Raw genomic sequence first — 21,931 nt, forward strand, 5'->3', positions numbered from 1 at the left:
ATATCAAAGGGGCTGATGAAACAGCCAATGGTCTGGTGGAAGTGACGTTAGAGAATGGTGCCAAACTGGAATCAAAAACCGTGATTCTGTCAACCGGCGCACGTTGGAGAGAAATGAATGTTCCAGGTGAGCAGGAATATAAAACTCGTGGTGTAGCCTACTGTCCGCACTGTGATGGTCCTCTGTTCAAGGGTAAACGTGTTGCGGTCATCGGTGGCGGTAACTCGGGTGTTGAAGCCGCGATCGACCTGGCCGGTATTGTGGAGCATGTCACGCTTGTTGAGTTTGATACCAAACTGCGTGCGGATCAGGTGCTGCAAGACAAACTGAACAGTCTGCCGAACACCACCGTGATCAAGAATGCTTTATCTACAGAAGTGGTTGGTGATGGTTCACAAGTGACCGGCCTGAAATATAAAGACCGTGCCACAGATGAAGAGCATGTGGTTGAGCTGGCAGGGATCTTCGTGCAGATCGGTTTGTTACCAAATACGGATTTCCTGAAAGAAACCCAAGTTGAGCTGACCAACCGTGGCGAGATTGTGATTAACGACCGCAACGAAACCAATGTCAAAGGTGTATTTGCAGCGGGTGACTGTACCACAGTGCCGTACAAGCAGATCATCATTGCCACCGGTGAAGGTGCCAAGGCGTCACTGTCTGCTTTTGATTACATCATCCGTTCAGGACAATAAAAAAATAGCACCTGGGTTCCCCAAAACCGAGGTGCTATATCTTATAAATACATTATTATCGCTTTATAGGAACTCAGGACGCTAACACCCGAGTTCCTTTTTTTATATTTATTATTGGAACAGCCAAAAGTGTCCCCACGCACTTTCAGCTGTTCCTTTCCTCTGCACAGTTTTTGTTTTCAACCCTTATTTTTATACTTTCCCCAAGGTTGTTTTTATATAAAGCAATGTTTATTCCATCGCTTCATTTTTAAGATTTAAATAAGTTCAAACCCTTAAATTTTTCCAGTAATTGTTCTTGTGTTTCCCGATACTCCGGATGTGGAACAATGCATTCAATCGGACAGACATCTACACAGGTCTGATGCTCATAAAAACCGACGCATTCTGTACAACGGTTCACATCAATTTCATAAACTTTCGCACCCTCATAAATCGCGTCATTTGGGCATTCCGGTAAACACATATCGCAATTGATGCATTTGTCGGTAATTAGTAGTGCCATATTTAACTCGCTTGATAAGCCAGTGAAGATGCCGAAATATCCATAGTCGAGCTTGGCAGATTACGGATGAGCAGGGCATATTGCATATCAACATCTGCCGGAACTGGAATCTCAACGATATGACCTGAACCTTTGGCGTCTTCGATCAGATTACCTTTTTTGTCTTTCATTTCGGTTAAATTGAAAGTGATATTGCCTTTAGTCGTCATCAGTTCGAGTGAGTCACCGACGATAAAACGGTTTTTCACATCGATCTTGATGTAATCTCCATTGCGCTCCAGTACTTCACCACAGAAAATTTGATGATCAAAACTGGAAGAACCATGTTCATAATTCTGATATTCACTATGCACATGGCGGCGTAGAAAACCTTCGGTATAACCACGATTCGCTAAGCCTTCCAATTGTGTCATCAGTGACGGATCAAAAGGTTTACCCGCAAGCGCATCATCAATCGCTTTACGGTAAATTTGAGCAGTACGGGCGCAATAGAAATAAGACTTGGTACGGCCTTCGATTTTCAGTGAATGCACACCCACTTTAGTTAAGCGCTCTACATGCTGGACTGCACGCAGATCTTTCGAGTTCATAAAATAAGTGCCGTGTTCATCTTCTTCTGCGGCAAACATATCTTCATCATTCCGCTGCAATAACACAGGCTCATCAAACTGATGTTGTTCTTGCATGTGTTGTTCGTCGGCATCTTTGGAGCAGCAGCCTGAATCCAGATTTTTCACTGGAATCACATCACCGGTTTCATCTTCCTTAGCATCCAGCACTTTATATTCCCAGCGGCAGGCATTGGTGCAGGCACCCTGATTGGCATCACGTTTGTTCATATAGCCTGACAGCATGCAACGGCCAGAATAGGCCATGCACAGTGCACCATGAACAAAGACTTCAATCTCCATATCGGGCACTTGCTGTTTGATTTCTGCAATTTCTTCAATCGACAATTCACGTGACAGAATCACGCGGGTCAGGCCCATATTTTTCCAGAATTTCACGGTTGCCCAGTTCACGGCATTGGCCTGAACAGACAAGTGAATATCCATCTCTGGAAAATGTTCACGCACCAGCATGATCAGACCTGGATCGGACATGATCAACGCATCTGGCTGCATCGCCACTACAGGCGCTAAATCACGAATAAAATTTTTCAGCTTGGAGTTATGCGGCTGGATATTGACCACCACATAGAACTTTTTGCCGAGTTCATGTGCTTCTTTAATGCCAATGGCGAGATTGTCATGGTCAAATTCATTATTCCGAACCCGCAAGCTATAACGCGGCTGACCGGCATAGACTGCATCTGCACCATAAGCAAAGGCATAGCGCATATTTTTCAGTGAGCCAGCAGGTGAGAGAAGTTCGGTAACAGTGGTAATGCTCATGATCAAATCGAAAGACATATAAAAAGTACGGCTTTATTCTAATCATCCGGAATTTGGATTCAACCTAGTAAATCACTCGGAAATACGCGATTTGGATGTAAAACAAGGTTCTTTTTTAAGTAGGGAATCCTCCATAAAATATCTTCAATATTCAGTCATTTTCAGGATTTTCAAGCGTTTTTAAAATCTGGCAATGATCAATAGTGGTTGGGGTGTTGCAACTTTCTCTCAGTGTGATCAGTTGCCGTTCAAATATTTGTAATTCTTTAATTTTATTTGAAATATCCGAAAGATGCTGATCAATCAATTGGTTTACGGCACAGCACTCCTGCTCCGGATTTTGTTCAAGTTGAATCAGGGTTTCAATCTCTTTTAATGACATGTCCAAGGCACGACAACGCTTGATAAAAAGCAGTCTTTTTAATGTGTCTTCACCATAATAACGATACTGATTACTTGCTCGAAAATTCGGCTGAATAAAGCCTTTTTTCTCATAAAAACGTAAGGTATCGGTGCTTAGACCAGTTTTTTTGGCCATTTCTGAAATCAAATAAACTGACATATCGCCCTCATGCTTGACCTTGGAGTTAGTCCATAGTTTCTAATCAATTTATCGTATTTTGGATAAAAAATCATCGGGGGAGTTATATGGCCTGTAGTTGTAGTCCTGAACCGGCACCCATCAAGCCCAACAGCAAATTTAGAGCAGCGCTATGGATTGCCTTGCTGGTAAACTTCACTTTATTTGTAGTGGAGCTGATCGGTGGTGCATATGCACATTCATCAGCCTTGTGGGCAGACGCGCTAGATTTCTTTGGTGATGCCGTCAATTACGGGATTTCTTTGGCTGTACTTGGTGCGAGTCTGTATTGGCGGGCAACAGTCGCTTTGGTAAAGGGGATGACCATGGCATTGTTTGGTCTGGTAGTGATTGGCAAAGTGATTTACGCCTATCTGCAAGGCATTCCACCTGAAGCACTGACAATGGGCCTGATTGGCGTCCTAGCCTTAGTGGCGAATGTATTTACAGCAGCAATTCTTTATGCTTTTCGTGAAGGTGATTCCAATATGCGGTCGGTCTGGCTCTGTAGCCGCAATGATGCTATCGGGAATGCTGCCGTGATTTTGGCAGCCGTAGGTGTATTTGGTACAGGCAGTCTTTGGCCGGATATTATTGTGGCTGTAATTATCGCTACACTCGGCATCACATCAGGTTATCAAGTGATTAAGCAGTCTCTGGAAGAAAGATCACTTAAACATAAATCCAGCTAATTTTTATATTTAAAGCTGTCCTGCAGGGCAGCTTTTTATTTATTTCCATTTTTATAATATTTGAAAAATAAAGCTTTACAAATAAACAAATTAAATTAGAATCTCTGGCGAAATTCAGAAAATATACATAAATTTTAATAATTTAGTTTTTTGCATCGTGCGAGGGTTAATGTGAATTTAATTAAAATTTTTTCAATATTGGCAATATCGGGGCTAGCCGCTTGTAGTTCCAAAGTCGTGACTTATGATGCAACAGGAAAAATCATCGGTTCATGTATGGCGACGCGTGGCCTACTTTCGACCGCAAGTGCACATTGTAGTGGTTCAGGCGATGCCTTGGGTGTGAGTTATAATACGCCAAATGCTGCTACGGGCCTATTACCAACGCCACCAAGCCAAAATCAGATTAATTTAAAACCGTAAATAATAAAGGGGAATATCATGAAATTATCAGCACTTATTGCACTCGTAGTGACTGTTATATTGACGGGCTGTGCATCGTCAGTGACTACATTTGACTCTCATGGCCGTATGATTGGTTCATGTAAAGCGCAAACGGGTTTCATCATTGCAGGTGGCGCAGGCTGTTCAGGTTCTGCAAACCAGGAAGGTCGCGATCGTTAATTATTTGGTGATTATTCCAATAAAAAACCGGACTTTTAAGTCCGGTTTTTTATTTTAGAAAATCTTATTTTTCAACGAATGCACGTTCAATCACGTAATCGCCTAAAACGCCCATTTTCGGAGATTCTTTCAGACCGTGTTGATCAAGAAGCGCAGCAACGTCATCTAGGAATGCAGGGCTACCGCATAACATAGCACGGTCAGTTTCCGGGTTGAAACGTGGCAGACCGATTTTTTCAAACAGTTCACCGGTTTCAATCGCGGTGGTTACACGACCTTGGTTTGGATATTCTTCACGGGTGACGGTTGGGTAATATACCAATTTTTCTTTCGCGCCGAGTTCAGAGAAGAATTCATGATTTGGCACTTCATTCAGGATCAAATCTTGATAAGCCAGTTCTGAAATGAAACGGGTACCGTGAACTACGATGATTTTTTCAAAACGCTCATAAGTTTCAGGATCGCGAATAGTCGACAGGAACGGTGCAAGACCAGTACCAGAAGAAAGAAGATAAAGATTTTTACCTGGGTTCAAGTCATCAAGTACCAGTGTACCTGTCGGCTTTTTAGAAACCAAAATTTCATCGCCGACTTTGACTTTCTGTAAAATCGAAGTCAGTGGACCATCTGGCACTTTAATTGAGAAAAATTCTAACTCTTCTTCGTAGTTGGCGCTTGCAATTGAATATGCGCGCATTAACGGCTTGCCATTGACTTCAAGGCCGATCATTACAAACTGACCGTTTTTAAAACGCAAAGCAGTGTCACGAGTCGTTTTAAAAGAGAATAAAGTATCATTCCAGTGGTGGACGTGAGTAATCTTTTCGACGTTAAAAGCAGCCATTAAAGGTCTCAATAAATTATCAAATTAGAACAGCTTGCTATTCTAATCTAAATTCATTCTCGATAAACTGAATATATTTAATTGAGCTTATCAAAAAAAGTGATGATGACTGAACTGACGCTGCCGATTATTGGTTATATGCGTTCTCCCTATAAAGAAAAATTTGGCATTCCTCGTCAGCCGAATCTGGTTCAGGTCGAAAGCTATATTGAAATGGTCGGGCCCTATAATGACCTGCTCGCCTTTGAGGGAATTGAAGAATTCAGTCATTTGTGGCTGGTCTGGCAATTTCATGACAATAAAAACCAGCACAACAGCCAGTTTCGTCCACAAGTGCGTCCGCCGCGTTTGGGTGGTAACAAGAAAATAGGCGTGTTTGCTACGCGCAGCATGTATCGTCCATCACCGATTGGTTTATCTGTGGTCAAACTCAAAGAAGTGAGAAAAGTGGGCAAACATGTTCGAGTGTATGTGACAGGGAGTGACTTGCTCGATGGCACGCCAATTATGGATATCAAACCTTATATTCAATATTCGGATGCCATCATTGAAGCACAAAGCGGTTATGCACAGGATGAACCACCACGTAAAACCGTCATTTGGAGCGATGAAGCGGAGCAGCAAAAGCAACAATTACTAGGAAATGGAAAAATTTCTGTGCAGACTATTCAGGAACTGGAAGCTGTCTTATCTTTAGATCCAAGACCTGCATATCAGGAAGATGAAGAACGGGTATATGGGATGAAGTTTGCAAATGTTGATATCCATTTCAAAATTCATGCTCAGCAAGTGCTAATTGTTGCTATCCAGCATATTCCTTCCTAGATTATAGGTTCCACCACAAAACCCCAATCAACACCGCCATATGTAAAATCTGCACCGGTGCAAAATAAAGTACAAACTTCCAGCCACCGGTCAAAGCGGCATTGGCTGATTTGGCCAGGGCATGAGCACCCAGACCTAAAAGCAGGGCATAAATCAGACGCATATTGGAGGGATCACCTTGAACGACGACACTCGCCATCGCGGCATGAATCTCGAACAGAGAGGCGAGTAAGGTCCCGGCCAGTAAGCCGGCATCCCCGAGCCAGACCTCCAGTCCGTAAACTCCAGCCTGAATCAATGTTAATGTGACTGCAATAATCACAGCTTCTTTTAAGCTAAACATCTGGCTGTCTGATGATTCCATGCTCGGCGCAGGTTTTGCCTTGCGCAATAATAAAAACGCACAGGCTGCCAGAAGGATTACGGCAACTAAAGAGGGCAAAAGCAGGATTTTCAGCCAGCTCCATGATACCCCTCCAACCACAATCAATAGCAGTACGATGGTCGAGATACAGGACATCAGTGCGGCGCCGGCATTCGATCGTGCATCCATTTCACCTTTACGGACCTGTAAACCTAACTGAGCGATGGTGGCTGTACTGGAAACAAAACCGGAAGCAATAGAGGACAGCATCAGGGCATTTTTAGTCGAGAAAAAGCGTTTCGCAATATGCGCCAGAGCTTGTACCACTAAAATTAAGGTCAGTAATTTGAGAATAAGATAAGGGTTAAGCACTTCACCCCAGAAAGGTCGGTCAGGAGTAAGCGGTAGACCAATCAAAATCAAGGCCAGTAATAACAGTCCATCCCTGAACTCGGCTTCTTTAATCCATTTCCCGGCAATATTGTGCATGGTATGTTTGGCCATCAAAATACCGGTTAAGAGCACGGAAAGACCGGCTGCCAGAGAAATATTCCACAAACACATGGCGCCAATAAAATAGGTCATCACAAATGCAAGCTCTGTGGTAATGCCCGGGTCATCTGGCTGATTTTTTATGGATAAAATGACCATGCCACCCACGATCAAAGCACCTATTACAGCAATCACGATTCCAAACAGGAAACACAGTGCGCCCAATAAAGCACAGATCGCAAAGGAACGTAAGCCGGCAAAACTCGGTTGCTGCTCACGTTGTTTATGCCGTTCCCGCTCCAGACCAATCAATAGGCCGCAGCCCAATGCCGAGGTGAGTATCGTGAGCAGTTCATGAAAAGAATGCGCATGCAGGGGAACCGCAGTCAAATCCATCTGTGACCTCAGCAAGCTAAGAGTTGATTATTTAAAAATATATGTGATGAGATCAGGTTTGCATAGATCAAAAATGTTGCAGTAGTGATCAAATCCATTCTTTACTTTCTTTTTGAGATTGAAATAGAAACGTACATTCGATAGGTCGGGAGCATGCGAAAAACTGCAAAAACTTGTTATAGTGGAGGCAAGTTTGGGGACTGATAATAATGAAATTTGACTTTGAAATTGATACGGCATGGTGTCTAGACCAACTCTTTAAAGACGGTAAAATCAGTGAACGCGACCGAATGCTGGTACAAACCACTCATCGGCAACGTGAACAATTAAAATGGCACCCTTTACAGTGGATTGCCAATTTTAATCTGGTCGATCAGTCCCATCCCCAAACGACTTTGACCCTGAACCGTTTATGTCAGTGGCTGGCAGAAAAAACCGGATTGATGTTCTATATTATTGATCCGCTTAAAGCTGATGTACAGGCATTGACCCATGTCATGTCGCAGGAATATTCACTGCGCAACCGTATTCTGGCGGTAGAAATTCAGGCAGACAAAGTTCTGATTGCTACAGATCAGCCTTATAAAACTGAATGGATGTCGAATCTCGAGCAGAATATTGCACCAAAAAAAATACAACGGGTATTACTGAATCCAGAACAATTACAACGTTATATTACTGAATACTATCAAGTCAGTCGTGCAGTTAGTGGTTCACAAAAATCGTCTGCCTATGACCGGGAAAATAAGGGCGTCGAAGCCTTGCTGCAACTGGGCGATTCCCAGAATCCGGATGCCAATGACCAGCATATTGTCAAACTGGTGGACTGGGTGCTGCAATTTGCTTTTGAACAAGGTGCCAGTGATATTCATATGGAACCACGTAAAGACACCGGCAAGATCCGTTTCCGGATTGATGGGGTGCTGCATACGATTTACAACATGCCGGCCAATACATTGACCGCCGTCATTTCCCGGATCAAGATTTTGGGCCGGATGAATGTGGCGGAAAAACGTAAACCACAGGATGGTCGACTGAAAACCCGGACGCCGAAAGGACAGGAAACTGAACTGCGTCTGTCGACCTTGCCGACCGCCTTTGGTGAAAAACTGGTAATGCGTATTTTCGATCCGGAAGTACTGGTGAGAAGTTTTCAGCAACTTGGCTTTGAAGGTCATCTGCTGAATGACTGGAACAATCTGACCAGTCATAGTCATGGCATTATTCTGGTGACCGGTCCGACCGGTTCCGGTAAAACTACTACGCTTTATTCAACTCTGAAGCAGCTGGCGACTGAACAGGTCAACGTCTGCACGATTGAAGATCCGATCGAGATGCTGGAACCTAGCTTTAACCAGATGCAGGTCAATAATGGTATTGATCTCGGTTTTGCTGACGGCGTGCGCGCACTAATGCGTCAGGACCCGGACATTATCATGGTTGGAGAAATTCGTGATCAGGACACTGCCAATATGGCGATTCAGGCAGCATTGACCGGTCACCTGGTTCTATCGACTTTACATACCAATGATGCGCCGTCGAGTCTGACCCGTCTGCATGATTTAGGCGTACAGCCATTTTTGACAGCAGCAACCATCTTGGGTGTTCTGGCTCAACGTCTGGTACGTAAGCTGTGTCCGCACTGCAAACAGGAAAGCTTCCTGAATGAACAGGAATGGCAGCATCTAGCTACGGATTATCCTTTGCCGCGACCGGAATTTGTCTTTAAGGCGGTGGGCTGCGAAGAATGCCGGCATACCGGCTATAAAGGCCGTATCGGGATTTATGAGTTTATGCCATTGAGTCTGACCACCAAACAGTTGATTGGTGCCGATGCCAACCTGAACCAGCTGCGTCAGCAGGCTAAAAAAGAAGGGGTAGAGCCGCTCAGAATTGCCGGGGCACGCAAGATTCTGGAAGGTGTGACCACGCTTGAAGAAGTCTTGAGAGTCGTACCCTTAAATTAATTTTGAAAATGAAGTAATCTTAAGATTCAATTCATCTTCGGCTGTTTTAATAGCATCATCGAAACAAGGCAAGACTTTAAAGAGGTAACTGCGATGAAAATGATGATAAATACGGTTTTGGCAGCTGCATTGATGGGTTCTATTGCGACGGCTACGATAGCAAGTAGTGACACTGCTGTGAATCAGGCCGCTTTTGCTAAATCGACTACAGTCAAACAGGCACTGGCCATGAAAGATGACAGCAAGGTTCAGCTTAAAGGTTATGTCGTAAAAGCGGTCGGTGATGAAAAATACCAGTTCCGAGACAGCACAGGAACTATTACTGTTGAGATTGATGATGAACTTTGGCAAGGCAAACCGATTTCAGCCAAAACACCGGTAATCATCACAGGTGAAATCGACATTGATTATAAACCGGCAAAACGTGTTGAAATTGAGGTTGATCAGGTTCGTTTCTAATATCCCCTGATTTGCTGAAATCAATTTGAACACAGCGACAAAAAACCACATGCAAGTTACCAAAAAGCATGTGGTTTTTTTGAGTCTGGAACTTTTTCAAGGCAAGATAGAACAAGGAAGCAAACGGAGCAGAATATGCGTATTCTTTTGGCAGAAGATGATCAGTCTCAGGCAGACAGTATCCAGACCTGGCTGGAAATGGATGGTTATGTGATTGATCGGGTAGAGCGCGGTGATCATGTGATCCTGGCGATTGAGCAGCATCAATATGACTGCATTCTGCTGGATCGTGGCCTGCCGAATGCCACTGGAGACGAGATTCTGAAAAGTTTGCGCAGCCAACAGCAAGATACGCCAGTGATTTTTATTACAGCTAAAGACAGTATTGATGACCGCGTCGAGGGGTTGGATTTAGGCGCGAATGATTATCTGGTCAAACCTTTTAGTCTGGAAGAACTTTCGGCCCGAGTTCGTGCCCAACTCAGACAGAAACAGCAAACACCGAATCATATCCTGCAATGGCAAGATCTCAGTCTGGACACTCAAGCCAAGACCCTAACTAAAGAAGGTCAAGCTGTGAATCTGACTGCGAAGGAATTTCAAATTCTATACAAGCTGATGCAGCAGCCTGAACATATTGTCACCCGTGAACAGCTGGAAGAATCGCTGTACGCTTGGGGTGATGAAATTGAAAGTAATGCCATTGAAGTATTTATCTATCAGCTGCGTAAAAAAATCGGCAGCCAGATGATCAAGACTATTCGCGGTCTGGGCTATCGCATGCATAAGGCTGAGGTATAAACCTATGTCAGCTGCTATTTCCTTGCAAACTAAACTGATCAAACATGCGCTGTTCAGTTCGATATTGGCTGGAATATTGGCCTGGCTGCTGTTATTGGGAATTTCCAGTTATCAAGCCAGTCAGCTGCATGATGAATTAATGGAGCAGATTTCTGAGTTGCTGCTTGGCGATGTGACCCAGGCCAAAGACGCCCAGGTCGATGAACTCAGTGAACAGTTCGATATCCAGTATGCCTTGTTGCTAGATCAGCAGATACTGACTACTTCGATTGATGATGAATTAATTAATACCATTCCAAAAGCACAGAACAACGGCTTTCAGTTTGCTTATGAAAATGGTCATTTTATCCGGATACTGACTGCGGAAGATGACGACCTTCAGGTCAAAATCGTACAGCCACTTTCAGTACGTTTCGATGAACTCTGGCAAACTACTTTGGGCTTTGCCGGGATCTTATTCACTTTATGGCTAGTGCAATGGCTGATTCTAAGGGTCTCGGTCAAACGCCAGTTACGGCCATTAAACAAGATTTCGCGTGCCATTGGTTCCAAGACTGCTCAGGATCTGAGTCCTATTAAAACACCTGACCCTGAAATCACTGAACTGCAACCGATCATTCGTCAGCTGAATGCCATGCTCGGCCGGCTGGAGAAATCACTGGCTGCTGAACAGCGTTTTACTGCAGATGCTTCACATGAGCTGCGTTCGCCACTGTCTGCGATTCAAATGCGTCTACAGGTTTTAAAACGCAAATATCAAGATGATGCACAGCTCCCTCAGGCATTACAGTTGATCCAAAATGATGTCAACCGCGGCACGCAGGTACTGGAAAATTTACTTTTACTGGCACGACTCGATCCGGAGCGAACAGGGCAATTAGCAACGCAAACGATTAATCTTAAGAATCTGGTTCAGGAGGCTTTGCAGGCCTTGCAGCCTTTTGCAGAAGAAAAAGACATTCATTGGAATCTAAAACTTGAGGATGCTGTGATCGAAGCGAATCCAGAACTGATTTTTAGTTGTATTCGCAATCTGGTCGACAATGCGATCCGTTATACGCCGCAACAGGGACAGGTCGAGATCCGAACAGTTATTGAGCAGCATCAGATACAGTTACTGATTGAAAACTCAGGAGAGGGGATTGCTGATGAGGTACTGGAACGTTTAGGTGAACGTTTTTATCGGGCTTTGGGTACGCGAACTCAGGGTTCAGGTTTAGGCCTGTCCATTTGCCAGAAAATTATGGCACTGCATGCAGCTAAAATTGACTATGCGCCGTCGGACTTGGGTGGACTTAAAGTGTCATTGAGTTTTGAGCCTGATGGCAAAATCTCATGATTAGAAGATTAAAAAGCAGTATGCGCTGATTCATACTGCTGCTTCCCACGTTTGTTATTATTAGAACTGATTTAATTATTTGGTCAGAATAAGACGGTTATTGCGGGTCAGGCGCAAGCGGTATTCTTCGCCGGCATGCATGATCCGGATTTCACGACCCAGTGCAAACAGATTGTTGGAGTGCAGCATTGGCAAGGCATGGTGAGTATCATTGTTACGGGTGAATAGGCTAAATGGGGCGTTCATTCCGTCGACTCCGTGGTGTGTTTTGGATTGATTTAAATGATAATCATTATCGAATATATCTGTCAACGAAATATTGAGCAATTTATAAAAAACTCTAATTTGCTTACAATCTGTAAAACTTTACCGGTTCTGTACATCATGACTAAAGCTACAATTCATGTCGCAATTGCGCTTTTATTTTATCAAAATCAGGTTCTCGTCGGCTGGCGTGAGGCCAAGCAGCATCAGGGCAATAAATATGAATTTCCAGGCGGAAAAGTTGAACAGGGCGAATTACCAGTCGAAGCCTGCCGCCGCGAAGTGATTGAAGAGGTCGGGGTTGATATCGAACGCTGGCATGCTTCTGATTTTATTTCTCATGAATATGAAGATCTCATCGTCAATTTGCATATTTTTCATGCTTCAGTACAACCTACTCAACTGGCTGAAATCAAACAGCCTTGGCGTTGGTATAGCCGGGAAGAACTTGGTCAGCTGAATTTCCCGAAAGCCAATCAGTCCATGATTCAAAAGCTGCAATGGCCGCAGCGCATCAAGATTGCTGAAGATCTAGATATCTTATCAAGTCTGGATACAGATCAAATGTTGTATTGGCGCGTTGAAGCAACGCCTGAACGGATCATGCAATTACAGCAATATCCGGTAGATCAACTCTCCAAGTTAATCATTAATCAGCAGCTTTGGTCACAACTGAATGAATTGCAGCAGCAGACGATTCGTACGATTCATCTAAAACAGATTCAATTGATGGACTTGAAACAAGGTGAATTGAAATCTGGTTATCGTTATCTGGCAGCCTGTCATGACCTGAGTGCTTTAATGCATGCAGAACAGATCGGTTGTGAAGCAGCCTTGCTGAGTCCGGTACTGGCGACTGCAACGCATCCCGACACACCTACGCTAGGCTGGGAGCAATTCAAGCAAATGGCAGAGCAGGTACAGATTCCGGTTTTTGCTTTAGGCGGAATGAAGACTGAAGAACTCGATTATGCAAAAAGCCAGCATGCTTATGGCATTGCCGGCATTCGCTATATTTAAACACTTTATTTAGAAAACAAAATTTCTATTGGCAAGTCAGTTTCTATGGGAAATTATCTTAAAGCTTTTTCAGTGCCTGTTGAGCTTGCTGAATCGCTTTGGCATTTTTCCGCAACTGAGCAGATTTAAGGCGTACTTGCCAAAGCTGCTTTTTCATGGCACTAGATTGTGCATAACTCAGGCCACGTAAGGCAAAAGCATCGGCGCTTGCTGGCTGATTTTTACGGTTGGCGATCATGCCCAGGTATAAATACGTTTCCGGTGCCTGAGGGGCCAGTCGCTGTGCCTGAGTTGCAGAAGCTTCAGCTTGAGCAAACTGCTGCTTGGTATAGGCCTGCTGGGTTTGCTGCATCAGACTCTTGAAGGCCGGCAGATTACGTCCATCATCAAACTTTTGGCTTTTCGGCTTCTGTTCAGGAATGACAATTTTCTGACGTTTGATGTCAGGACGGTCATAAGGCGTAATCACTACGCCATCTGGCGTTTTTGCCTTAGGTTTTTCCACCGCAGGCTTGGCAGGGGTAACTGGCTTTTCTGGCTCAGATATACTTTGGCAGCCCACCAGACTGAGGATGAGCAAACCAGGGAGGATTTTTCTTAACATAAACATAGACTCAATTAATGGCTATAACTTCCACTGGCGATAATACGGGTTTCGCTCTCAAGATCGCGTTCTATTTCTGTTTCACTTTCTTGTATGTAGCGACTCATATCATCCTGTTCAGCATCAGATGGCGCAGGTTCTGAATCAATATCATAAGGTTCCGTCGCATAATGCGAGATGCCGCAGGCAGTCGCCTGATTTGGCAGGGCATGACGCGAAATCGGGATATACATGGCGCCTTCACAGCCTTGTGCAGACAATAAACCAGTATAACGATCCAGCCAATGCCATTCGATTTCATTCGGCTGTGGCAGATTCACCGGTTTCTGGCGCAACTGTTTCATGACATTGGTCCAAACGGGCAGGGCACCTGAAGAACCGGTTAAGCCAGTGACTTTGTTGTCATCCAGACCGAGCCAAACCACGGTCATATAATTACCTGAGTATCCGGCAAACCATGAGTCACGGCTGTCATTCGTAGTACCGGACTTACCAGCAAGATTCAGACTGCGTGGTAAGCTGTTATAGGCTGCACGACCTGTACCATTCGACATGACCTGTTGTAAGCCATAATTCAGGGCATAAGCAGAAGCTGGATCAATGGTCGGTTGTACACTCAGGCTATAACGATCCAGAGAGCGGCCGTTGGCATCCACCACAGAGCGAATCGCTTTGGTTGGGTATTTAAAGCCGCCTGTAGCAAAGTTGCCGTAAATATTCATTACTTCCATCGGGGACATATCTACCGCACCCAAGTAAATCGATGGATAAGATGGAATATCTGAGGTCACACCAAATTTTTTCAGATGATTAATAAAGGTGGACAGACCAAATTCTTGTGCTAAACGCACAGTGGACAGGTTATAAGATTGCGATAAGGCTTGTGACATTGGAATGACACCATGTCCGCGACCACTATAGTTTTTCGGCGTCCAGGTTTTGCCATCACTCTTGATGCTGATTTCACTGTCTTCAATTGGGCTTGCCCAGTGATAACGGTTCGATTCCAGGGCACTCAGGTAGATCACCGGTTTTAGCAGGGAACCGACTTGACGCTTGGCATCGACTGCACGGTTAAAGCCGGTAAAATCTTGAGTAGAACCTACTGCGGCCACCAGCTCACCATTTTCCGGATGCGATACCAATACCGCACCCTGTAAATCTTTCAGGCGACCCGGATTGGATTTGCTTAAACGCGCCACCGTCTCTTTAAAGCTGTCCTGAATTCTGGTTTGGGCCAAAGGATCTAAAGTAGTGAAAATTCGCAGACCCTGATTGGTCAGATCGGTTTCCTGATAATCTGTGCGTAATTGACGACGTACAATATCCAGAAAATCCGGGAAGCGGGCAGGGCCTAAAGTCGGTTTTGAAATGACATTTAACGGACGTGCGGTTTCTTTTTCATATTGTTCCTGAGTCAGATAGCCCATCACCAGCATATTATTCAGGACGATATCACGGCGTTTTTTCGCACTTTCAGGATTGCGCCATGGATTGTATAGACTCGGGCCTTGGACTAAACCCACCAAAAATGCTTGCTGGGAAATATTCAGTTCACGCAGTGGCAGGCCAAAATAAAACTGCGATGCCAGACCATAACCATTAATGGAGTAGTTACCATTCTGGCCGAGATTTACCTCATTCAGATAAGCTTCCAGAATTTCATTCTTGTCATAATGCAATTCAATCAGCATCGCCATAAAGGCTTCATTCACTTTACGTTTTAAGGTGCGCTCAGGGGTTAAATAGAAATTTTTGACCAGCTGCTGGGTCAAGGTTGAGCCACCCTGACGTTTACCACCGGTAATATTGCTGACTACGGCACGTGCAATACCACGCGGTGAAACCCCATGATGCTCATAGAACTTACGGTCTTCGGTCGCGATCAGCGCTTCGATCAAGGGCTTAGGCACTTTATTTAGCTTGATCAGCACACGGTCTTCGTTATGCTGCGGATAAATCCCACCAATTAATAAAGGTTCTAAACGCGCAATCCCGCTTGAAGACGGTTTGGTTGCGCTGACTTCTGCAATCTGTTCACCGCTGAAACTGACTTTTAATATTTGCTCCGGTTCAACCCGGTCACCAAAATCAAAGCCGCGTGTATGCACATACAGGGTATTACCCGTGGTGACAAAGCTGCCTGATTTGGTATAACTATCCGAATTTTTATAACCGAGTAATTTTAATTCTTGTTGGAAATCCTGCAGACTGACTGGGGCATTCACGTACACTTCCATCGGACGTGCGAAGACCTTGGCCGGAATATCCCAGCGCTGACCTTCAAACTTGTCGCGTACAATATTGTCTAATCTAATCAAATAGATACTAAATGCTACAAAGATAGAAATGACAATAATAGAAAAAATTAAGGCAAGAAACCCCATGCCACGTTCAGATTTCATAAATACTTATAAGATCCTGTGAAATTGTGCTAATCATGCGAAGCTTTTCATTATTTTGCAATATTTAATCAAGAAATGCGCTTAAAATTAAAATGAAACCCCACAATTTCTCCTTAATTCGAATATATTTCAAATAATTTCCTACCTATGAAGCACTGTTATAAATTGTCATCCAGGTATAGCTTAATGTTATGATAAGCAGGATTCGTAGCGGAGCGACGACACTGGTGCAAATTTCCCATAAGACCTTTCGAAATATCGGGTTAATAGGACGTCCTGATAAATCGTCGGTGGTTGAAACCTTATGCCTTATTCACGATCATCTTCTCAATTTAGGCCTACACCCAGTTTTTGATGCAGCGACAGCTGAACTTGTTCCCTATCAAAATACCCAAACCGTCAGTCGTGCCTTATTGGGTGAGGTGGTGGATCTGGTGATTGTCGTGGGCGGTGACGGCTCGCTATTACATGCAGCACGCGCCTTGGTCAAGTACAATACCCCGGTGATCGGGGTTAACCGTGGTCGTCTGGGTTTTTTAACGGATATCAAGCCGACTGAAGTGATATTCAAGCTGGATCAGGTATTAAAGGGTGACTTTCAGACTGAGCGACGCTTTTTACTCGAAGTCGAAATTCGCTCCAAAGGTGAAGTGATTTACGATGCCATTGCTCTAAATGATGTGGTGCTACATTCAGGGAAATCGGTACATATGATCGATTTTGAACTGAATATTGATGGACAATATGTCTATCGTCAGCACAGCGATGGCCTGATAGTCTCTACGCCGACTGGTTCTACGGCTTATGCGCTTTCTGGTGGTGGCCCGATTGTACATCCAAGTATGGATGCGATTGCCTTGGTACCGATGCATCCGCATACCTTGTCTTCACGCCCGATTGTGGTCGGTGGACATAGTGAAATTAAATTACTGATTCGTGAAAATCGCGTACTGCCGATGGTTAGTGCGGATGGACAACACAGTGTGTCTTTGAATGTGGGTGATAGCGTCCATATTCGCAAGCATCCCTTTAAACTGAATCTTCTGCATCCACCGGGTTATGACTTTTATAATGCCTGTCGAACCAAACTGGGGTGGAATCAGGACTTTGATTATTTTAAGCAGGATTAAATCATGAATATTGAACAAATGCTTGCCGTACTCAATCCTGAGATTGTTGAACGCCTAAGAACAGCAGTCGAAATTGGAAAGTGGCCAAACGGTGTAGCCTTGACACCAGAACAGCGTCAGACCTGTATGCAGGCAGTGTATGCGTGGGAAATGAAAAACCTGCCTGAAAATGAGCGCAGCGGTTATATCGACCGTGGCACTAAAGAAGAAGGTGAGGAGTGTGATGATGATCATCACAAAAATGAGCCTGAATTCAAGCCGATTCGTTTTGTTTAAGGCTTAATTCCCAGCCAATAGCAATAATACAATTAAAAAAAAGCATTGTTCATTAACTAAACAATGCTTTTTTCTTTTGCACAAGATTAAACCGTGTGGCGATTCGCCCATAAGGTTTTGGCTTTTTGCATCGCAGCTTCAAAGCTGTCACACACGCCCATGGTATATAGCGCAATGCCCATGGTTTCTATCACTGCAATCTCGCCATAATCATGGCTTTGCTGACCGTCCCAGACAGCCTTAAATAGCGCCAGATCCAGTTCTTCTTCAATCGGACTGCGGTTGTCAGTCAGTTTCGGTAGTTCATGCTCATACAGCTCGCCATCTTTAATCCCACAAATGAGCGTTTTGGCATCCGGATTACGCTCGAATTCGCCGCCTTCACCTTTAATCACCGCACTATTTTTATAGCCTAAGCGGAAAGCCGCTTGCTGGTGCGAACCACGATAAGCCGGATGAAAAATTGCTTGCAGAGTCGCTTTGGCATTAAATGGGTTAATTAAACGAGCCAGGGTATGAATCGGGGAGCGCAGCCCCATAACATTACGCAACGCAATCAAGTCCGCAAGAATCGGAGAAATCACTTCTAGCGGGATATAAGCAAAATGCTGTTGTTGCAGTTGCTGTTCAACCTCGGCATCATTTTGACAGATTGGATAGCCTAAGTAAGTCAGCACCTGTTCGGTGTAAACACGGTTCATGGTATGGCCTGAGGCACCATGCATCACAATATTATAACCATGCTTGGCCAGCGTCAGCGCTGCCAGAATAAACCATGGATAATGTTTGCGCTTGCCCGCATAGGACGACCAATCCAGATCGACATCCAGTTTTTTGAAACTCAGCTGGTCACGTGTCGCCTGTACAAAACCGGCCAACTCATCTACAGATTCTTCCTTGACCCGCAATAACATCAAGAATGCACCTAACTGCACATCCAGCACTTCATTTTTCAAAATCATACTGAAGGCTTGATAGGCTTCATCATAGCAGAGAGAGCGGGCGCCATTTTTCCCTTTACCCACAATGCGTACATATTGGGCAAAGGGATGTTCGAAATCTTTATAAATATTTCTTTTGGTATTCATAACTTTTTACAGCTTGCAGAAAATATTAATGTCAAGGGAGAGGGTGAAAATCCATAAACATTTCAGTATACGTAAAACAATCAGTTAAATCTGATTATCGACTAATGTCTAATCTATTCTGGTTAAAACATAAACAAGCGCATAATAAGTTATGCGCATTTAGTCTGAATATTCGGTAAAATTTAGGCAATTTTTAGAGTCTGTTTAATTTTTCTTAATCTCTTTCTCCCATTTAATACTTTGGTCTGATACTGAGTGTCAGATTCAATGCATGGCTGATTATCATTTTGAACATTCTCTTGAGCCTTTTGGGATTTGATCCGGTTCACCCTGAGAAGGGATGAAGAGGTCTGTATATTTCTCAAAATGGTCTTTCTTATTTTTGATATCGTTCAAGTAGATTTATTATGGCGAAACAACCAATTTATAAGTCACTGTATTTTCAAGTGATCGTGGCCATTATCGCAGGTATTCTGGTCGGGCATTTTTCGCCTAGTGGTACGCAAATTATCAATGGCGTAGAACAACATGTCCCTGGCTTGGGCGAACAGCTTAAACCGCTTGGTGATGCATTTATCCGTCTGATTAAAATGATCATCGCACCTGTGATTTTCTGTACCGTGGTGAGTGGTATTGCGGGTATGGAAAGCATGAAATCAGTGGGTAAAACTGGTGGTGTTGCTTTACTTTACTTCGAGATCGTGTCTACGATTGCTTTGGTCATCGGTCTGGTCGTGATTAACATCGTGAAGCCTGGTGTAGGCATGAACGTTGATCCTGCTTCACTGGATACCAGTGGTATTAGTAAATATGTTGCTTCAGGTGAGTCACAATCGACTATCGATTTCCTGATGAACATTATTCCAAATACGGTTGTGGGCGCATTTGCAGAAGGCGAAATCCTGCAAGTTCTATTGTTCGCGATCATCTTTGGTTTTGCGCTGCATAAGCTAGGTGATCAAGGCAAGCCAGTCCTGAAACTCATTGACCAGATTTCACATGTATTCTTCAACATCGTGAACATGGTGATGAAACTTGCTCCAATCGGTGCATTTGGTGCAATGGCATTTACAATTGGTAAATATGGTATTGGTTCTCTTGCTCAGCTGGCACAGTTGATCATTTGTTTCTATATCACCTGCGTACTGTTTATTTTCATCGTATTAGGCTCAATTGCGCGTTTTGCTGGTTTCAGTATCATGAAGATGATCCGCCTGATTCGCGAAGAACTTCTAATTGTACTGGGGACGTCATCTTCAGAATCAGTACTGCCACGTATGTTGAAGAAACTGGAACTTGCTGGTGCTGAAAAATCAGTGGTAGGCCTGGTAATTCCAACTGGTTATTCATTTAACCTGGATGGTACGTCGATTTACTTGACGATGGCTGCGATCTTCATTGCACAAGCGACCAATACGCAACTTGATTTGTCTCATCAAATTACCTTGCTTCTGGTACTTCTGATCTCATCTAAGGGTGCGGCAGGTGTGACTGGTTCAGGCTTTATTGTGATGGCGGCAACCTTGGCTGCTGTAGGTAATATTCCTGTTGCAGGTCTGGCATTGATTCTCGGTATCGATCGTTTCATGTCTGAAGCTCGTGCCTTGACCAATCTGGTTGGTAACTCTTTGGCGACTTTAGTAGTTGCAAAATGGGTGGGCCAGTTAGATATGGACAAGCTGAACTATGCTTTAGCAAATCCTGCAGAAATTGACGAAAAAATGGCACAAGAAGGCAATAACGCTCACTAATTTTGAGTCTGTCTTTCATGTCTAAAAGGGAAGCTTCGGCTTCCCTTTTTTATTGACTGTGAAGTTAGTAAAAAGATGAATGCCGGCACATGACAGGGAGCAGGAAAGTCGATAGTCTGTGAAAAGGAAACTAAAATGATAAACAACAAGGACAATAGAATGCTTGCCTACGATGCCGATCTAGAATTATTCCGCGATAATTTTAAACGCTTTATGAACGAACATGTCGCACCGTACTACGACCAGTGGGAACGTGAAGGTCTGATGCCGCGTTCAGTCTGGAATGCACTCGGTGAAAATGGCTTCTTGTGTGTCGATGTTCCAGAAGAATATGGTGGCTATGGGGTGCCGACCGATTATTCCTTGATGCTGATCGAAGAATCTGCACGTGCCGGATACAGTGCCATTGCCACAGGTCTGTCTTGTCATTCCGATATTGCAGCACCGTATATCCTGCATATTGGTACTGAAGAACAGAAAAAATACTGGTTACCAAAAATGGTCACCGGTGAAGTGGTCGGTGCGATTGGCATGACCGAGCCAGGCGCAGGTTCAGATTTACAAGCCATGCGCACCAGCGCTATCTTGCAGGATGAACATTATCTGTTAAATGGCTCAAAAACCTTCATTTCCAATGGTCAGCATGCTGACTTGGTGGTGCTTGCCGTCAAAACCGATCCTCAAGCCCGAGCTAAAGGCGTTTCATTGCTGCTGGTCGATACCCATCTGGAAGGCTTTAAAAAAGGCACTAATCTGGACAAGATTGGTCTGCATGCTCAGGATACGTCTGAACTGTTCTTCGACAATGTTAAAGTGCCAAAGGACCAATTACTGGGTCAGCCGGGACAGGGATTTGCTTACCTGATGCAGGAATTGCCGCGTGAGCGTACCGCCATTGCTGCCACCGCTCTAGGCGCTATTCGTGGCTCGATCGATGTGACCACACAATATGTGAAAGAGCGTCAGGCTTTTGGTCAGGCGATCGGTCAATTCCAGAATACCCGTTTTGTGCTTGCGCAAGCGAAAATTGATGAATTGGCGACCGCAGCATTTTATAACCAGAATCTTGAGCTTTATATGCAAGGGAAGCTGGATGTAGAAACTGCAGCGGCACTAAAGAGCTTTTCTACCGATATGCAGATGAAAATCGCGGACAATCTCCTGCAATTATTTGGGGGTTATGGCTATATGACTGAATATCCAATTTCACGTTTCTTCGTTGATGCGCGGATCCAGCGGATTTATGGGGGTACCAATGAAATCATGAAGGAGATTGTGGCCCGCGGTCTGTTAGGGCGTTAATAGCTCAACCATAAAAAAGAGTCCCGAAGCCCACTGCTGTCCCATAGTTTGCTTTAAATAAAAAAACCTGAGTCCTAACAGTTAAAATATGAGTGCAAACAAACACTTTAACGA

Annotated in this window: 23 protein-coding genes; 14 read left to right on the plus strand and 9 right to left on the minus strand. The window is 44.2% G+C overall.

Annotated features, from left to right (window positions below):
* Positions 1-695: FAD-dependent oxidoreductase (locus NI468_RS14100; RefSeq protein ID WP_253102383.1), on the plus strand; the 695-nt coding region annotated here is incomplete at its 5' end.
* Between the two features lie 250 nt (positions 696-945).
* On the opposite strand, the gene NI468_RS14105 is transcribed toward NI468_RS14100, so the two are convergent.
* From NI468_RS14105 to NI468_RS14115, 3 genes are all read right to left on the minus strand, one after another.
* Positions 946-1,200 carry a YfhL family 4Fe-4S dicluster ferredoxin gene (locus NI468_RS14105; RefSeq protein WP_004645588.1) on the minus strand — a complete coding sequence of 85 codons (255 nt, stop codon included), beginning with the start codon at positions 1,198-1,200 and terminating at the stop codon, positions 946-948.
* 2 nt (positions 1,201-1,202) lie between these two features.
* Positions 1,203-2,612 carry a prephenate-dependent tRNA uridine(34) hydroxylase TrhP gene (gene trhP, locus NI468_RS14110; protein WP_004645587.1) on the minus strand — a complete coding sequence of 470 codons (1,410 nt, stop codon included), beginning with the start codon at positions 2,610-2,612 and terminating at the stop codon, positions 1,203-1,205.
* A gap of 133 nt (positions 2,613-2,745) precedes the next feature.
* Positions 2,746-3,156 (minus strand): Cd(II)/Pb(II)-responsive transcriptional regulator, encoded by a 411-nt coding sequence (locus tag NI468_RS14115; protein ID WP_253102385.1) that lies wholly within the window; start codon positions 3,154-3,156, stop codon positions 2,746-2,748.
* A gap of 86 nt (positions 3,157-3,242) precedes the next feature.
* On the opposite strand from NI468_RS14115, the gene NI468_RS14120 reads away from it, so the two are divergent.
* The 3 genes from NI468_RS14120 (at position 3,243) to NI468_RS14130 (ending at position 4,490) form a co-directional block, all read left to right on the plus strand.
* The gene (locus NI468_RS14120) at positions 3,243-3,866 is read left to right on the plus strand and encodes a cation efflux transmembrane domain-containing protein (RefSeq protein WP_253102386.1); all 624 of its coding nucleotides are present in this window, start codon (positions 3,243-3,245) and stop codon (positions 3,864-3,866) included.
* Positions 3,867-4,037: 171 nt separating this feature from the next.
* On the plus strand, positions 4,038-4,289 hold the full coding sequence (locus tag NI468_RS14125; RefSeq protein ID WP_253102388.1) for a hypothetical protein: 252 nt from the start codon (positions 4,038-4,040) through the stop codon (positions 4,287-4,289).
* 18 nt (positions 4,290-4,307) lie between these two features.
* Positions 4,308-4,490: a YgdI/YgdR family lipoprotein gene (locus tag NI468_RS14130; RefSeq protein WP_005247454.1), complete on the plus strand. Its 183-nt coding sequence runs from the start codon at positions 4,308-4,310 to the stop codon at positions 4,488-4,490.
* A 64-nt stretch (positions 4,491-4,554) separates the two neighbouring features.
* Here NI468_RS14130 and NI468_RS14135 read toward each other — a convergent pair whose 3' ends face one another.
* Positions 4,555-5,334: a ferredoxin--NADP reductase gene (locus NI468_RS14135; protein ID WP_253102390.1), complete on the minus strand. Its 780-nt coding sequence runs from the start codon at positions 5,332-5,334 to the stop codon at positions 4,555-4,557.
* Positions 5,335-5,439: 105 nt separating this feature from the next.
* Between NI468_RS14135 and tsaA the strand changes: the two genes are divergently transcribed.
* Entirely contained in the window at positions 5,440-6,159 is a 720-nt protein-coding gene (gene tsaA, locus NI468_RS14140) for a tRNA (N6-threonylcarbamoyladenosine(37)-N6)-methyltransferase TrmO (protein ID WP_044113030.1), read from the plus strand.
* A gap of 1 nt (position 6,160) precedes the next feature.
* Here tsaA and NI468_RS14145 read toward each other — a convergent pair whose 3' ends face one another.
* Entirely contained in the window at positions 6,161-7,411 is a 1,251-nt protein-coding gene (locus NI468_RS14145; RefSeq protein WP_114541953.1) for an MgtC/SapB family protein, read from the minus strand.
* A gap of 209 nt (positions 7,412-7,620) precedes the next feature.
* Between NI468_RS14145 and tfpB the strand changes: the two genes are divergently transcribed.
* The 4 genes from tfpB to NI468_RS14165 all read left to right on the plus strand — a co-directional run bounded on the left by tfpB (position 7,621) and on the right by NI468_RS14165 (position 11,977).
* Positions 7,621-9,378 carry a type IV pilus assembly ATPase TfpB gene (gene tfpB / locus NI468_RS14150; RefSeq protein ID WP_253102391.1) on the plus strand — a complete coding sequence of 586 codons (1,758 nt, stop codon included), beginning with the start codon at positions 7,621-7,623 and terminating at the stop codon, positions 9,376-9,378.
* A 93-nt stretch (positions 9,379-9,471) separates the two neighbouring features.
* Complete coding sequence (locus NI468_RS14155) at positions 9,472-9,837, plus strand: NirD/YgiW/YdeI family stress tolerance protein (protein ID WP_004645581.1); 366 nt, start codon at positions 9,472-9,474, stop codon at positions 9,835-9,837.
* 135 nt (positions 9,838-9,972) lie between these two features.
* On the plus strand, positions 9,973-10,638 hold the full coding sequence (locus tag NI468_RS14160; protein ID WP_129716491.1) for a response regulator transcription factor: 666 nt from the start codon (positions 9,973-9,975) through the stop codon (positions 10,636-10,638).
* A 4-nt stretch (positions 10,639-10,642) separates the two neighbouring features.
* Entirely contained in the window at positions 10,643-11,977 is a 1,335-nt protein-coding gene (locus NI468_RS14165) for a sensor histidine kinase (RefSeq protein ID WP_253102392.1), read from the plus strand.
* 75 nt (positions 11,978-12,052) lie between these two features.
* Here the strand turns inward: NI468_RS14165 and hemP are convergent, their stop codons facing one another.
* Positions 12,053-12,223 (minus strand): hemin uptake protein HemP, encoded by a 171-nt coding sequence (gene hemP / locus NI468_RS14170; RefSeq protein ID WP_004645578.1) that lies wholly within the window; start codon positions 12,221-12,223, stop codon positions 12,053-12,055.
* Between the two features lie 138 nt (positions 12,224-12,361).
* Here hemP and NI468_RS14175 point away from each other — a divergent pair, with 138 nt between their 5' ends.
* Entirely contained in the window at positions 12,362-13,261 is a 900-nt protein-coding gene (locus NI468_RS14175) for an NUDIX domain-containing protein (RefSeq protein ID WP_253102393.1), read from the plus strand.
* A gap of 58 nt (positions 13,262-13,319) precedes the next feature.
* Here the strand turns inward: NI468_RS14175 and NI468_RS14180 are convergent, their stop codons facing one another.
* Both NI468_RS14180 and mrcB read right to left on the minus strand, forming a co-directional pair.
* Positions 13,320-13,865, minus strand: coding sequence for a hypothetical protein (locus NI468_RS14180; RefSeq protein ID WP_044113031.1), 546 nt, complete (start codon positions 13,863-13,865; stop codon positions 13,320-13,322).
* Positions 13,866-13,879: 14 nt separating this feature from the next.
* On the minus strand, positions 13,880-16,270 hold the full coding sequence (gene mrcB, locus NI468_RS14185; protein ID WP_216986209.1) for a penicillin-binding protein 1B: 2,391 nt from the start codon (positions 16,268-16,270) through the stop codon (positions 13,880-13,882).
* Positions 16,271-16,461: 191 nt separating this feature from the next.
* On the opposite strand from mrcB, the gene NI468_RS14190 reads away from it, so the two are divergent.
* Positions 16,462-17,400 (plus strand): NAD(+) kinase, encoded by a 939-nt coding sequence (locus NI468_RS14190; RefSeq protein ID WP_004645573.1) that lies wholly within the window; start codon positions 16,462-16,464, stop codon positions 17,398-17,400.
* A gap of 3 nt (positions 17,401-17,403) precedes the next feature.
* On the plus strand, positions 17,404-17,676 hold the full coding sequence (locus NI468_RS14195) for a YeaC family protein (RefSeq protein ID WP_004278992.1): 273 nt from the start codon (positions 17,404-17,406) through the stop codon (positions 17,674-17,676).
* 86 nt (positions 17,677-17,762) lie between these two features.
* Here the strand turns inward: NI468_RS14195 and NI468_RS14200 are convergent, their stop codons facing one another.
* Positions 17,763-18,764 (minus strand): glycosyl transferase family protein, encoded by a 1,002-nt coding sequence (locus tag NI468_RS14200; RefSeq protein ID WP_253102395.1) that lies wholly within the window; start codon positions 18,762-18,764, stop codon positions 17,763-17,765.
* 407 nt (positions 18,765-19,171) lie between these two features.
* Between NI468_RS14200 and NI468_RS14205 the strand changes: the two genes are divergently transcribed.
* Complete coding sequence (locus NI468_RS14205; RefSeq protein ID WP_253102397.1) at positions 19,172-20,515, plus strand: dicarboxylate/amino acid:cation symporter; 1,344 nt, start codon at positions 19,172-19,174, stop codon at positions 20,513-20,515.
* Positions 20,516-20,674: 159 nt separating this feature from the next.
* Positions 20,675-21,817, plus strand: coding sequence for an acyl-CoA dehydrogenase family protein (locus NI468_RS14210; RefSeq protein WP_247144060.1), 1,143 nt, complete (start codon positions 20,675-20,677; stop codon positions 21,815-21,817).
* The last annotated feature ends 114 nt before the right edge of the window (positions 21,818-21,931 follow it).

Origin of the sequence: Acinetobacter lwoffii, from assembly GCF_024129355.1 — a bacterium.
Taxonomy (GTDB): domain Bacteria; phylum Pseudomonadota; class Gammaproteobacteria; order Pseudomonadales; family Moraxellaceae; genus Acinetobacter; species Acinetobacter lwoffii_I.

What these genes read in the sequence shown, in the direction of transcription:
- NI468_RS14135 (WP_253102390.1), bottom strand. Translation starts at nt 5,334, where the DNA reads ATGGCTGCTTTTAACGTCGAAAAGATTACTCACGTCCACCACTGGAAT.
- NI468_RS14105 (WP_004645588.1), bottom strand. Translation starts at nt 1,200, where the DNA reads ATGGCACTACTAATTACCGACAAATGCATCAATTGCGATATGTGTTTA.
- NI468_RS14205 (WP_253102397.1), top strand. Translation starts at nt 19,172, where the DNA reads ATGGCGAAACAACCAATTTATAAGTCACTGTATTTTCAAGTGATCGTG.
- NI468_RS14155 (WP_004645581.1), top strand. Translation starts at nt 9,472, where the DNA reads ATGAAAATGATGATAAATACGGTTTTGGCAGCTGCATTGATGGGTTCT.
- NI468_RS14175 (WP_253102393.1), top strand. Translation starts at nt 12,362, where the DNA reads ATGACTAAAGCTACAATTCATGTCGCAATTGCGCTTTTATTTTATCAA.
- NI468_RS14130 (WP_005247454.1), top strand. Translation starts at nt 4,308, where the DNA reads ATGAAATTATCAGCACTTATTGCACTCGTAGTGACTGTTATATTGACG.
- NI468_RS14195 (WP_004278992.1), top strand. Translation starts at nt 17,404, where the DNA reads ATGAATATTGAACAAATGCTTGCCGTACTCAATCCTGAGATTGTTGAA.
- tfpB (WP_253102391.1), top strand. Translation starts at nt 7,621, where the DNA reads ATGAAATTTGACTTTGAAATTGATACGGCATGGTGTCTAGACCAACTC.
- NI468_RS14210 (WP_247144060.1), top strand. Translation starts at nt 20,675, where the DNA reads ATGCTTGCCTACGATGCCGATCTAGAATTATTCCGCGATAATTTTAAA.
- hemP (WP_004645578.1), bottom strand. Translation starts at nt 12,223, where the DNA reads ATGAACGCCCCATTTAGCCTATTCACCCGTAACAATGATACTCACCAT.
- tsaA (WP_044113030.1), top strand. Translation starts at nt 5,440, where the DNA reads ATGACTGAACTGACGCTGCCGATTATTGGTTATATGCGTTCTCCCTAT.
- NI468_RS14180 (WP_044113031.1), bottom strand. Translation starts at nt 13,865, where the DNA reads ATGTTAAGAAAAATCCTCCCTGGTTTGCTCATCCTCAGTCTGGTGGGC.
- trhP (WP_004645587.1), bottom strand. Translation starts at nt 2,612, where the DNA reads ATGTCTTTCGATTTGATCATGAGCATTACCACTGTTACCGAACTTCTC.
- NI468_RS14165 (WP_253102392.1), top strand. Translation starts at nt 10,643, where the DNA reads ATGTCAGCTGCTATTTCCTTGCAAACTAAACTGATCAAACATGCGCTG.
- NI468_RS14120 (WP_253102386.1), top strand. Translation starts at nt 3,243, where the DNA reads ATGGCCTGTAGTTGTAGTCCTGAACCGGCACCCATCAAGCCCAACAGC.
- NI468_RS14115 (WP_253102385.1), bottom strand. Translation starts at nt 3,156, where the DNA reads ATGTCAGTTTATTTGATTTCAGAAATGGCCAAAAAAACTGGTCTAAGC.
- NI468_RS14160 (WP_129716491.1), top strand. Translation starts at nt 9,973, where the DNA reads ATGCGTATTCTTTTGGCAGAAGATGATCAGTCTCAGGCAGACAGTATC.
- NI468_RS14190 (WP_004645573.1), top strand. Translation starts at nt 16,462, where the DNA reads ATGATAAGCAGGATTCGTAGCGGAGCGACGACACTGGTGCAAATTTCC.
- NI468_RS14200 (WP_253102395.1), bottom strand. Translation starts at nt 18,764, where the DNA reads ATGAATACCAAAAGAAATATTTATAAAGATTTCGAACATCCCTTTGCC.
- mrcB (WP_216986209.1), bottom strand. Translation starts at nt 16,270, where the DNA reads ATGAAATCTGAACGTGGCATGGGGTTTCTTGCCTTAATTTTTTCTATT.
- NI468_RS14145 (WP_114541953.1), bottom strand. Translation starts at nt 7,411, where the DNA reads ATGGATTTGACTGCGGTTCCCCTGCATGCGCATTCTTTTCATGAACTG.